13 protein-coding genes are annotated in these 12,818 nt (G+C 34.4%); 3 read left to right on the top strand and 10 right to left on the bottom strand.

The genetic code is table 11. The features are described from left to right. The first annotated feature begins 18 nt into the window (after positions 1–18). Entirely contained in the window at positions 19–1,059 is a 1,041-nt protein-coding gene (locus J0M15_06550) for a hypothetical protein (GenBank protein ID MBN8536694.1), read from the top strand. Here J0M15_06550 and J0M15_06545 read toward each other — a convergent pair. The 6 genes from J0M15_06545 to J0M15_06520 form a co-directional block, all read right to left on the bottom strand. Continuing rightward, the gene (locus tag J0M15_06545) at positions 1,051–1,479 is read right to left on the bottom strand and encodes a hypothetical protein (protein ID MBN8536693.1); all 429 of its coding nucleotides are present in this window, start codon (positions 1,477–1,479) and stop codon (positions 1,051–1,053) included. The genes J0M15_06550 and J0M15_06545 overlap by 9 nt on opposite strands. A gap of 83 nt (positions 1,480–1,562) precedes the next feature. Next, entirely contained in the window at positions 1,563–2,108 is a 546-nt protein-coding gene (locus J0M15_06540) for a CBS domain-containing protein (protein MBN8536692.1), read from the bottom strand. 180 nt (positions 2,109–2,288) lie between these two features. Continuing rightward, a complete protein-coding gene (locus tag J0M15_06535; protein MBN8536691.1) occupies positions 2,289–2,747 on the bottom strand; it encodes a hypothetical protein in 459 nt (152 codons plus the stop codon). Positions 2,748–2,852: 105 nt separating this feature from the next. After that, the gene (locus J0M15_06530; GenBank protein ID MBN8536690.1) at positions 2,853–3,605 is read right to left on the bottom strand and encodes a response regulator transcription factor; all 753 of its coding nucleotides are present in this window, start codon (positions 3,603–3,605) and stop codon (positions 2,853–2,855) included. Positions 3,606–3,816: 211 nt separating this feature from the next. Beyond that, positions 3,817–4,104, bottom strand: a complete 288-nt coding sequence (locus J0M15_06525) for a hypothetical protein (protein MBN8536689.1) — start codon at positions 4,102–4,104, stop codon at positions 3,817–3,819. Between the two features lie 8 nt (positions 4,105–4,112). Further along, positions 4,113–4,823, bottom strand: a complete 711-nt coding sequence (locus tag J0M15_06520; protein ID MBN8536688.1) for a response regulator transcription factor — start codon at positions 4,821–4,823, stop codon at positions 4,113–4,115. Positions 4,824–5,027: 204 nt separating this feature from the next. On the opposite strand from J0M15_06520, the gene J0M15_06515 reads away from it, so the two are divergent. Further along, entirely contained in the window at positions 5,028–7,049 is a 2,022-nt protein-coding gene (locus J0M15_06515) for a response regulator (GenBank protein ID MBN8536687.1), read from the top strand. A gap of 32 nt (positions 7,050–7,081) precedes the next feature. Here J0M15_06515 and J0M15_06510 read toward each other — a convergent pair whose 3' ends face one another. Together J0M15_06510 and J0M15_06505 are read right to left on the bottom strand one after the other, a co-directional pair. Beyond that, a complete protein-coding gene (locus J0M15_06510; GenBank protein ID MBN8536686.1) occupies positions 7,082–8,008 on the bottom strand; it encodes a prephenate dehydratase in 927 nt (308 codons plus the stop codon). A 10-nt stretch (positions 8,009–8,018) separates the two neighbouring features. Beyond that, positions 8,019–8,963, bottom strand: a complete 945-nt coding sequence (locus tag J0M15_06505) for an HD-GYP domain-containing protein (protein MBN8536685.1) — start codon at positions 8,961–8,963, stop codon at positions 8,019–8,021. A gap of 156 nt (positions 8,964–9,119) precedes the next feature. Here J0M15_06505 and recG point away from each other — a divergent pair, with 156 nt between their 5' ends. Next, positions 9,120–11,222, top strand: coding sequence for an ATP-dependent DNA helicase RecG (gene recG, locus J0M15_06500; protein MBN8536684.1), 2,103 nt, complete (start codon positions 9,120–9,122; stop codon positions 11,220–11,222). A gap of 26 nt (positions 11,223–11,248) precedes the next feature. On the opposite strand, the gene J0M15_06495 is transcribed toward recG, so the two are convergent. Next, positions 11,249–11,623 carry an acyltransferase gene (locus tag J0M15_06495; protein MBN8536683.1) on the bottom strand — a complete coding sequence of 125 codons (375 nt, stop codon included), beginning with the start codon at positions 11,621–11,623 and terminating at the stop codon, positions 11,249–11,251. Between the two features lie 344 nt (positions 11,624–11,967). Next, positions 11,968–12,783, bottom strand: a complete 816-nt coding sequence (locus J0M15_06490; GenBank protein MBN8536682.1) for a helix-turn-helix domain-containing protein — start codon at positions 12,781–12,783, stop codon at positions 11,968–11,970. Positions 12,784–12,818 lie beyond the last annotated feature (35 nt).

Raw genomic sequence — 12,818 nt, 5'->3', positions numbered from 1 at the left:
AAAAAAATGAGTATGATGATGAAATTTTTATTTTTAATCTTATTTTCAATGATCTTCCAGGCGTGCGTGCCAAAACCAACGAAAATTTTGGAAACTAAAATGCCTCAGATGAAGCAGGATAAGTTAGAGCAGTTAAGAACCGAAGTTCAAAGTGGAACAGTGATCTTAGATACCCGCAAACCTCTAGAGTTCTACGCTAATAAAGTTCCAGGATCCATTCTCGTCGACTGGCAAGATTTCTCTATGAAGCTGCCTGGATCAGAAGGCGTGTTAGATCGTGATCCCACTCAGATCACAAGGCGTTTAGCTTTGTGGGGAATCGATCAAGATACGAAAGTTATCGTTCTCGGCAAACTCAATGGAGCTCAGGCCGATGAAGTGGCTCTTTTTGGAAGAGTGGCTTGGATGTTAAAAGAAATGGGAGTTAAACAAGTAAAAACTTTCAACTATGAATTATTTAAAAAGGAAGTCCCCGGTCTTAATGAATCACCTCCTCAGAATAAACCTTTGTGGATGCCTATCGGTGAATCAAAGACCGAAATTGTTTTTGATGAGTTCCAAAGGATGATCTTTCCATTTAATTATAACTTTAAGTTCTATACGCTTAAAAATAAAGATGAAAAAAACGGTCTTCGTGTGGGAAGAATTAAGAACGCAAAGATTCACTATCTGGATGTGAGATCCAAAAATGAATTTGACAAAGAGAGCCTGAAAACATGGGATAGTACATTTCAAATTCATAATATAGAGTGGCGACAATTCTTTACTGACGAGGGAATTATTAATTTTAACATTTTGAACACCCTCGAAAATCTGCATATTGAAAAGGCAGATATTGTGATCACTATCTCAAATCAGGGAGTCAGATCAGCCGCTGTTGCTTTTGCCATGGGTGAGCTAGGGTACCAAGATGCCAAAAACTTTTCAGGAGGTTATAACTACATTAAAAACTCCTTAGAATTAGAAAAGAAGCTAAACGCTATTTTCTATGAGAAAGAGAAGAAAAAAAACTCAAAGAGCACTAAGGGCAAGCTCAGAAAGAAAAAGTCATCAAGATAGACTTCTTAAATTCCTTTTATTCCTCCACTTGTTTGTAATCAGAATGAGTTCGTTTATTAAGCTCTCAGTGAAAGACTCTATTTGGTCTATGAAGTCATGGTCAATGCAGTTCAGACCCTGATTTCTAATTTTAACTTCCAAAGCTCTAAAGTTTAAGATCACATCCTTGTTAGTGATAAAAATCAATATAGACCCAATCAACTTATGAAGAGTGTTTGCAAACAGAAGGCTATCATTTTCTCTTATGGCCACATGAAAATCCCGTAAACAAATTTTGCAAGTATCATCGAAATTCTCAGTGATTTTTTCTAAAAACTCGTAGTCTTTAAAAAACCGATCCTCAAGTCTTTCAGAATCTATGTAATCACTGCTAAACGAATAAACCAGAGGATTGTTTTGATTCGGGTATAACTGATTCATAAATACTCCTTTATTTATCTATTTATTGAAATAGAAACGAGTTGTAAGAGTTTTGGACTCGTCTCTATCATATCACTGAATGATTAGGCAGAGCTGACTTTTAGTAAAAAATTATCTCTATTGTTAAAATCCAATTCATTTACCTTTAACTTTTCCTTCTTAGCGTTTGAAGAGTCGTACTCTTGACTATTTCCGGTAATATAGACAGTCAGCTGGTTAATTAAAAATTCTTTTTTCTCAATAAGAGAATCAATAATATCTTCCTTAGTAACAATGCCCAAGGCTTTATTGTCTTCGATCACAGGCATATAATGCAAGTTCAAGTCCTTCATCAGCTGGAAACAGTCTTCAACGCTGCAGTCAGAATTAACAAAAGGTACTTTTCGGTTGACGATATCTTTAACGGTGACAACCAAGGAAAGGTTGCCTCTATTAACAACATTTTTATAATAGTCTTTTTCCGTAAAAATACCAACAATATTATTAGAAATCTTACTGTCGCAAACAAATAAGGCTGTCATTTTATTATGGGTTAGTTTTTTCAATGCAAAAAAGGCTTCACTGCCTTCCTCGACAATAAAGTCATTTAAATTTGTATTCCCCTTAAGTAACGATTTAATCGAATTCATATATCCTCCATGGTAATGATTAAAGATTAAGAAACATTTTTAAAGTATTGTTCGTCTAGTAAAGCGCAACAAAACCTATGAGAACAAATTGTCAAAGTGACAATAACGAAAAAAAAAGCACAAACACTCAGAAATAAAAAAATTGAAACGACCAATAGGGTTTCCATAAAAAGTCCTTTCTTAAATTAAAAAGTTATTAATAAATTTTAAATTGAGGGGCTTCTGCCAGTATATTGGCTTCAACTTAAAGGTCGAAAGCTTATTCTCAATTTGAGTGTAAGGAAGAGTTGAGGTTAAGATTATCTGGGTTTCCGGAAAAATTAATTTAAGCTCGTTGCAAAACCAAACTCCATCCTTAAATCCATTTAATAAATAATCGACAATAGCTAAAGCTGGTCCCTGGCAGTTGTTCATTTTTAAATTCATAATGTAGGTGAACGCTTTCTCACTTGAAAGAAAAGATCGAATTCTTGTTGGGTGATGAACCGTTTTATTAATTCCATATTTGATGTATTGACTGGTTGTAGGATCGTCTTCAACGATCAAGATATCTGTAAAGCCAACGGGAACTAAACTTGGAAATAAAGAAACTTCATTATTAGCGTCATCGAATTGAAATGCGATACCATTTGATTTCATGTAGACCTCCATTTCTATATTTGAAAATCAAAAAATAAAATAGAATAAGAAAAATAGAAAGTGATAAATAGAATATTTATTTAAATTAACATTTGTTAACTGCTGTTATCGACACGGAAGAATCAATGAATCATCAGAGCCTGAAGAATTGTCAAAGTGATTATTTAAATGAGAATCATTTATTCTTGCAATATATCCTAAATTTCTTTTGTTGAATATTTCAATTTTAGTTGAGGAAATCTTTTTTCTGAGATTGCAAACATGAGTATCAATGTTTCTTAAAGAGATATAGGTGTTACCCCACACAAGAAGTTTTAATTCTTCACGGGAAATAAATGTTTCTAGGGAACGACAAAGGGTGGTTAAGATTTTAAATTCAATGGGCGTCATTGTAATTTCATAAACAGTGTTGGCATTTTTGTGAAAAGCCGTTTGCTTAATTAAATCCAATTCTAAGTTTAAAATAGAGATTGTTGTATCGTGATGCCTTGTGGGACCTCTTCTTAGTACAGAGGCTATTCTGGCTTTTAGCTCAGTATATTCAAATGGCTTAGTAATGTAGTCATCAGCTCCAAACTCAAAGCCTAGGACTTTTGTGTTAACATCTGAGAGCCCTGAAAGGATAATCACCGGTACTTGCGACGCGGAGTTGGAAAAACTCAATTCTTTAAAAAATTGAAGGCCATCTCCATCGGGCAAAACCAAATCTAACAAGATAAGGTCGTAATCGTTTTGTTTTATAAATTGACGTGCACTTTTTAAGTCATACGAAATCGTTAAATCGTGACTGGTTTCAAGAACTCTTTTTATAATAATCTGTGTTTCAACACAGTCTTCTATCGATAAAATTTTTGCCATAGACTCTTCTTTTTAAACCTGTTTTATAAATTAACAACAAAAAAACTCACACAATGAAAAGCATTCCAATATATCAGTTTGTTGAAAAATAAATTTATTTAGCAGGCTTAGAAAATAATTTAGTTAAGATCAATAAAAATAAGTTGAGTTAAGAATTCAAAACAGAATGGCGGTCTCTCAAAAAAATCTACAAGTTATTTTCTACTTGCCCTTAAGATCTGTAAAAACAAATGTAATCCATCATTTCATTAGTTATCTGATTTATTTTTTCATCATTTTTGACAGAGCATTCAGCATCTAATTTAATGGCTAATTCAGCAAGCGTAGGAAAGCCAAATGGTTTTGAGAATCCCTTGATATTATGGCAAATTTTTTGAATAGATTTATAATCGTGTTCCGATGAATGTTTTTTTATGAGATCTACATCGTTTTTTCTTGAGTCTAAAAAAAAGGAAGAGTGTTTTTTCATTTCAAGTTCGATATCAATTTCAGTTTTCATCGGACTCCTTAAATTGTTAAACTTTTTTCACAGGATGGGTCTTGAAAAAGGTAGCCTGATTTGGGTATCGTTTTTATGGCCTTATCATAGGGTTTCAGCTTATAACGAAGGCTCGACATGTGTTTGTCGACAATGCGATTATCGATATAGTAACTCTCGCCCCAGATGCTGGAAACTAATTCTTTGCGAGAAAAAACAGTGCCTTTGTTTTTATATAAAAGGAAAAATATTTTAAATTCAATCGGTGTCAAGAAAATATTTGTCAATGAATTGTTAGCATGAATCATGACTTTAGAATTTTCTAAATCAACTTCAATTAATTTCTCCTCATGTAAAGAAAACATTCGTGCTCTTTTATAAAATTTATTAATGTTTGAACTGACTCGAGCGGCAAGGGCTTTCATTGAAATAGGTTTAATAATATAATCATCGGCCCCCAATCCGAGGCCATCCACTAGCGATTGAGTACGATCATCACCGGTAATAAATATAATGGGGATTTGGTTTGGGCCGTAGTGATTTGTATAAATATTAAAAGCGTCAAACCCATTGCCCTCGGTCAATTTCAAATCAATGAGCAATCCATTGTATTTATAATTTTTAATTTTTTCTGCGAAGTCAGAAAGTGTTTCAGAAAAATCAACGGTGAAAATATTTCTTAAAGACTCACTAATCAACAATTGAAATTCTTTGTTGTCTTCAAGGGAGAGTATTCTCACATAATCCTTTCTGCAAAAGTAAAAAACTATAATCTAAACGATATAGATATTAGATGTTAAGGTCAAACCAAATATAGTTGTTTCGATTTAAAGACTCATGAAAATATCCAGATTTCTTCATAGTTTGTTATAAAGTATGGTAAAAATCGCTTAGTGGGTATATTTACAAAAAAATAAAAAGTGCGATTGAATAAAGGGGATTAGGTGGCATTTTGGAGAAAGTTGTCCGTTTTTAATAAATTGTATCTCATTGTAGCTATTTTTATAGTTTTAATTTCTTTTGAACTGTTTATTTGTTTTTTTGCAATGAATTGTTTGCATGGAGTGAGAGCTTTTGTTGGAGGTGAGGGCATTTGGTCTAAAGCTCAAAAAAATGCAATTTTAAATTTACATCTGTATGTAAACAGTAGTGAAAAAAGATATTATTTAAAATTTCAAGAAGACTTAGAAGTGATTCGAGGGGATTCGCTTGCAAGAGAAGAGTTTGAAAAGGATTCTGGAGACTTTAATGTTGAAACCATCACCGAAGGATTTCTAATAGGGAAAATCTCTCCAGCAGATATTCCAGTCATGATTAAATTAGTCAAAGTTTTCAAAAATAATATTTATTTTTCGAAGGCCCTAGGAATTTGGAAAGATGCCGATAGTCTTATTAGTGAATTGCGAGAATTTGCCAATGCAATAAGACAGAAAATTGAAAATGGCAGTGTTTTGACGTCCATTGAAAGAAATGATGTTAACCATAATATTGAAAACTTTAATGAAAAATTAAGTATATATGAGAATGAATTTTCATCACGCCTTTTTGAGGCAGCTCGCTATGCGGAATCGGTCATTTCAAAGGTGTTGGTTATTTCCCTGTTAATTTTTGGATCCTTAATTTTACTCTTAACAATTAAGTTTAACAAAAGATTGTCCGAAGCCATTGCTAAGTTTAGTGATATTGCCAAAAAGATTGGTAATGGTGATTTTGATATTCACTTTGATGAAAAATTTAAATGTGATTTTCAAGAATTAACAAGTTCTTTTAAACGTATGATTTTCAACTTAGAAAAGCATATTGAGGCTAGGGAGTTGGCGGAACATTCTAATTTAGTTAAGAATTTATTTATGGCCAATATGAGCCATGAGATAAGAAATCCCCTTAATTCGATTCTCGGTTTTTCTGAATTGTTACGAGCTCCAAATCTTTCTGAAACAGACAAAAATGTGTATCTAGATATCGTAAAAAAAGCTGGCAGTGTTTTGTCGACAATCATAAATGATGTTCTCGATATTTCAAAAATCGAGAACAATAAGTTGGTTATTGAGATGAGAGTATTCTCGTTATTTGAATTATTAGAAGAATTAAAAATCATTTTAGATTATCGCTGTCAGGAAAAAGGAATCGATCTTAAAATTAAAAAAGAAGGAGACGTTTCAGAGTTTATTTTTTCAGATCCCATCAGATTGAGACAAATTTTAATGAATGTCGTTGGGAATGCAATTAAATTTACGGAAAAGGGATTTGTCATGGTCACCTTTCAAGTTTCGAACAACAATTTACTTTTCAAAGTCGCGGATTCTGGTATTGGCGTCTCTGAATCCGAAAAAGTAAAATTATTTTTTCCTTTTTCACAGGGGGATGTTTCAAATCGTAAGAAATATGGAGGAAGTGGATTAGGCTTATTTCTATCCAATAAACTGTGTCAGATGCTTGGCGGTGAAATTAATCTCAAGTCAAGCGCTATAAACTATGGTAGCATCTTTGAGTTTTACATCACCTACACGCCAAAGGAAAAAGTAGAATTTGAATCTAAATCATTACCCTTTTCCACAAATAGATGTTATCGCGAGGACACTTTGAGTCATCTTAAAGCCTTAATTGTTGAAGATTCTCTTGAAAATCAATTGTTGTTACAAACTTATTTGAAGCGAAAAAATGTAAATTCTTTTATGGCCGCTAACGGAAGCGAGGCTTTGAGGATGTATTTAAAAATCAAGCCTGATTTTATTTTAATGGATATGCAAATGCCAATTTTAGATGGTTATTCAGCCACCGAAGAACTAAGAAAATTAGGTTGTAAAATTCCCATCATTGCTATCACTGGCTACGCAATGAAAGAAGATAGCGAAAGATGTCTTAATTCAGGGTGTGATGCTTATTTAAGTAAACCTGTTAATAGTGAAAAACTTCTGTATACAGTACTTCAAGCTTTAGAGAAAAAGTCATTAGAATATATTTAAGCGAGTGAATAAAAAGTCTTTTGAACTACACGCTAATATTTTGGGCCCTTTGGATACTCTCCTAGAACTAATAAATTTTGAGTCAGGGGGAGGAGATCCTTCAGGCAATGCGCATATTCTTTTTTGTTTTCCCATTCCACATCTACATGAAATGAATATTCATAGGGTTTTCCCAAAATCGGTAAGGATTGTATTTTCGTCATGTTGATTTTAGATTGGGCAAATCGCAATAAAACAGCACTTAATGCTCCTGGACGATGGGGAAGCTCAAATCGGAGACTTGATTTATCTGGCTCACGTAATAGTTGTTGGAAATTAAAATGAGGTCTTGTTCGTAGAGGTTTTTTACAAAGAACTAAAAACCGAGTGAAATTTTGTTTGTTTGTTTCAATGCTTTCAGCGAGTAGGTCTAAGCCATAAAGTGCGGCTGCCTTTTGGCTTGCAATGGCACCATAATTCTTTAATTTATTTTCCTTGATGAATTTTGCACTATCCGCCGTATCCGAAGCTTCCACTGCTTTTATAAAGGGATAACGAGCTAAAAAATCTAGACATTGAAGCAGGGCCATCGGGTGGGATTGGACAAATTGAAGATCTTCGATCTTTTGCCCTGGCAAAGCCATCAGATTCATGATGATCCGCAGATAAATTTCCCCTAGAATTGTGAATTGAAAACTTTCAAGAAGGTGGTAGTTTGGCAGAATACTTCCGGCGATTGAGTTTTCAATTGCCATGATGGCTAAATCTAACTCTTCCTTGGCCAATGCTTCACACAGGCCTCTAAAGGTATCAAATTCGACAGTGTCATGGGTGAAAAATTCATTATTAGAATTAGAATCAGAGTTTTTTCCAAGGCATTTTGCAAGGTATTGAGTCAAATAAAGATCTGCAGCTGAGTCATGGAAGGAAGCTTTACCACCTTGGATGCCAACTTTGAGAAGAGTAGATTTAGTTTTTATCACATTCAGATTAAGCCGCCTGGATTTTAAACAAGACCGAATACATGGCTTTTAACATGTCTGGGTCATAACGGCCAGCTAATTTGTCTCGCATCATGGTGAGCGCTTCCGTGGGTTTTAGAGGGGTATTATATGACCTTTGAGTGGTCATGGCATCGTAGGTATCACAGATGGCCACAATGCGCGCAAAGGGATGAATTTCATTTCCAGCAATTTGTTGTGGGTAACCATTTCCAGCCCAAGATTCATGGTGCTCAAAGCAAGCTGCTTTAATTTCGTCAGAGATATTTTCATTTTGATTTAAAATAACCAGACCATATTGTGGGTGTCGTTTCATTTGTTCCCATTCAGCTTCATCTAGTGGTCCTTTTTTACAAAGAATTTCTAAAGCGACGTTTCGTTTGCCAATATCATGAAATAAGCAACCAAGGCCTAAATTTTCAAGTTGTTTGCTATCAAAGCCTAAAACCTTACCCAAGCCCAGAGAATAGATGCTGACATCCAACGAATGATTATAAGTATAAAAATCATGTCCAGAGAGACTTAGCAGGTAACCCACACTTTCAGGTGCCTGATCCATAAAATGTAAAAAATCAGTGATGATGGGTTTGGATTCGTTCAGAGCTTCATTAACGTCAGGATTTTCAAAAAGATCTTCCATGATAGCTAAAGAAGACTCGCGAAGGATATTGGCTTTTTGTTTATTATTAATGCTTTCAGAATTTATTTCTTCTTTGACCCAAGACCTGTAAGTTTCTTTATCTTCCATTTTAATAAAAAATGAGTTTCCCGTATCCCGAGAGTGCAGAGTTTCAATTTTATCTGTAAAAAGAACGTCACCGGCTCTTCGAAAGAGCACGGCCTTGTTATCAATGTGAATATAGATATCAAAAGCCGTTTTCTTATCCGGTCTGATGGTGCTGAGGCGTATACGAAAAAAATGAGAAATATCCATGACCTATTAGAGCATTATTTCCAGTCAACTTCTAGAGACTTTTGTCCAGAAATAGAATGGGAATTTCAGGTGAAGGGTGATGTCTTTTTCTGAGACATTGATTCAATTGAATATCCTATTTGACTTTGGAACTAAACTTTATTTACTTGTTAGATCATGAAAAAAAAAATTCCCAATTTGACGCTAGAAACTCCCGTTCAATATATCAAAGGTGTTGGTCCTAAACTGGGAGAGATCCTTGGAAAACGTGGAATTAAAACGGTGTTAGATTTATTGGAAAATTATCCAAGAACCTATGAGGACCGTCGGTTTGGAGTTACGATAGCCCAGCTTCAATATGATCAGCTGGTAAGCCTAAAAGCTCAGATTATAAAAATTCAGGGTATTTCCCTTGGGAGAACTCAACGTAAGATTTATGATATCACTTTAAAAGATGCAACGGGCGTTATTCATTGTAAGTTTTTTCGTATTCCTTATAAAGGGTATTTCGAACGATTTAAACTTTTTCAAGAAATAAGAGTGGTCGGAAAAGTTATTAATTATCGAGGAAATAAAGAGTTTCATCATCCGGATCTTCGTGATATGGACCCTGAAGAAGAATTACAAGATGAAATTATTCCTATTTATATAGAAATGGATGGAGTCAGTAGTTCTAAATGGCAAAAAATAATTGATTCTATTTTTTTGGATATTTACAAGGATCCACAATTTTTAAAATATGATAAAATTCCTTATCTTGTGAGAGAAAAAAATTCTTTAATTGGCTACACGGAGGCCTTAAAAAAAATACACCGACCACCAAAAAATGAATTCCCTCTTTTCTTAGAGTCTAAAAGTGAATCCCATCGACGTTTAATATTTGAGGAGTTCTTTTTTTTAGAAGTTTTTTTGGCTTCAAAAAAAATAAGTTTAAAAAAAGAACAATCTTTACCGATAATCCTTTATGAGGAAATGAAAAAAAAGATCCTTCAAAACTTGCCATTCCAATTAACCCAGGGGCAAAAACAGGCCTTAGCTGAAGTTCAAGGTGATTTTTTGACGGGGCATCCGATGCATCGATTGGTTCAAGGAGATGTGGGGTGTGGTAAAACCTTGGTGGCTTTTCTTTCCTGTGCGATCGTTGCAGAGAATCAGTTACAAAGTTGTCTTATGGTGCCTACAGAGATTTTGGCTGAACAGCATTTTAAAAACGCGCAGAAATATTTGCTTCCTGCAGGCCTTCGGATTGAAATTTTAAGTGGAAAAACGAAAAATTCTGAAAGGAAAGAAATTTTAGAAAAATTAGCAAGAGGTGAAATTGATTTATTGATAGGAACCCATGCGCTAATTGAAGAAGATGTGATCTTTCAAAAATTAGCTTTTGTGGTGATCGACGAGCAACATCGTTTTGGAGTGAATCAACGATTGCGTCTAAAACAAAAAGGCCCAGCCCCTCACTTCTTGATTATGACCGCTACGCCCATCCCTAGAACCCTTGCCATGACTGCCTTTGGTGATCTAGATATCAGTATCATCAATGAGCTTCCCCCTGGAAGGGCCCCCATTCAAACTCGGGTCGCCTTTCAAAATAAACGGCAGCAAGCTTTAGATTTTTTACAGGAGCAAATTAAAAAAGGGCGCCAAGGTTATATGGTTTTTCCGTTGGTTGAAGAAAGTGAAAAGTTGGATTTAAAAAATGCCACTGATGAATACGAGAGATTAAAAATTCAGTATCCCGGAATAAGATGGGCCTTGCTCCATGGTAAAATGAAATCTTCAGAAAAAGAAGAAATCATGAATCAATTTCGCAATCATCAGTTTGACGTTTTAGTTTCCACAACAGTGATCGAAGTCGGGGTCGATGTGCCAAATGCGAATATAATGATGATCGAACATTCCGAGCGTTTTGGTTTATCTCAGTTGCATCAGTTAAGAGGCCGTGTCGGCCGCGGTGAGCATAAAAGCTTTTGCATCCTGCTCATGGGCTATGCCGTGAGTCCAGAAGCGAAGGAAAGAGTGATGTTTATGGAGTCAACCACAGACGGTTTCAAATTAGCCGAATTTGATTTAGAACTCAGAGGTCCTGGAGAGTATTTAGGAACAAAACAATCAGGACTGATCGGTTTTAAAATCGCGGATATCGTGAAGAATCAAGATCTTTTATTGCAAGCAAGACAAAGTGCCTTCGAGATATTAGTTGCTGATCCAGAATTGAAATTTCCAGATAATCATTTTATTAAAGAATACGTGAACAAGAAGAGAAACGCCGATCTGGGGTAATTGTCGGATGTTGACTAAATGTCGCCTTATTTAACATTTCGAGTGGAAATCTTTTTAGCAGGAACGCCACCCCAAATTTCATATTTTCCAATTTTAGTATTTTTTCTTACTAAAGACTGGGCTCCAATAATGGCATAGTCATCAATTTCAACTCCTGCTAATATTGTCGAGCCAGCACCAATGGTCACATGATTTCCAATTTGAATAGGAATATGGGAAAGAAATTCATCCTCCATTATATGAGGAACTAAGGTTGAGCGGTAACCCGTATAGGAATTGTTTCCAATTTTAACAAGATGGGGATCACAGATGGTCCCAGACACAAAGGAATTTTTACCGATCTTTAGTCCCAAAAAACGATAAAATAAGGTAGCTATAGGGGTAGGTAAATAATTTCCCATGAGCCAAGGATCGTATAAGAAGAGCTTAATAGAAACGTAAACATGATAAAAAAATTCGTCCCTAGATCCTTTAGGAATTTCGCCCAAATTAAATTTACAGTATTTAATTATGAGACGATATAAACTAATTGAGATAAAGTAGAACAGACAAATGAATATAAAAAGACTATCCATTCCAAAATATTTAAAACCTTGCTGAAACAATGTTGCAATCAAACCACAAAAGATAAGATAGATTAAAAAAAATATTAATGGAAAAATCCCGATTGGTCGCAACAAGTCCTCCACTTCCATAAGCAACGTCGTCTCCCTCCTGCGGCCTCGATTTGAGGTATATCAAGGGTCTACGGTTGGAGCTGATTTTTTAAAGTGTATAAAATTTCAGATGTCAGAATAATATAGTCTGACCCTTTAGAGTTGCTTGTCAACCTTTCTAACGATTTTAAAAAAACCCTATGAGCGCCAACTGCCAGTTGATATGAACTTTCATCTAGGCCCCAAACTCCAAATTGAAAAATTCGGTCTGGGACGTGCATCCCACCATTTTTGATTATTTCTTCAACTAATAGCTTAGTAAAATCTTTAAAGACATTCAATATTCCAGAAGCAGAATAATCTGCATAGATATCCTGAATAATGACGACTTCATTGTTTTTTTCGATAATATACCCATCTTCAATAAATTCATTTAAAATGAGATTCAATTCTTTTTCATTTATGTTTAACTGAGAAGAATACTTTTTAATGATTTCAATTTGTTTAATATTTTCCAAAAGTCCGTATATAAAAAAAAGTTTAACTGATTTCGCATATTTTTCTTTGGATTTATCTTTTTTATACTTCAGCTGAGTGCAATATTTGTTTATATAATTTCTAGCTTCAAATAATTCCATTTTGTTTTTTGATATTTTTAATTTAATTAGATTAAAAATGTATTGAAGTTCCTGTTCTGAATATCCGAGAGCTTCAAAAATTTTATGAGCCTTTACTAGGCTCAGATCACTTTTTCCATTCAGTATGTCAGATAAAAAACCAACTGAAATTTTCAAATCACGAGCAAAGGCTCGTAGCGAATACAATGAATTTCTTATTGATCGATTAATAAATTCATCGTGGAGTAACAGTCTGTAGTCGTCATAATTAAACAGAGTTTTATTCATGACTTACTCCTTTACCTAACCCCTGATCATAATAC

It is taken from the genome of Deltaproteobacteria bacterium (assembly GCA_017302835.1).
Lineage (GTDB): Bacteria > Bdellovibrionota > Bdellovibrionia > Bdellovibrionales > Bdellovibrionaceae > UBA2316.
Note: the sequence above shows the minus strand (reverse complement) of the source record. Positions and strands in the feature narration are given on the sequence as shown.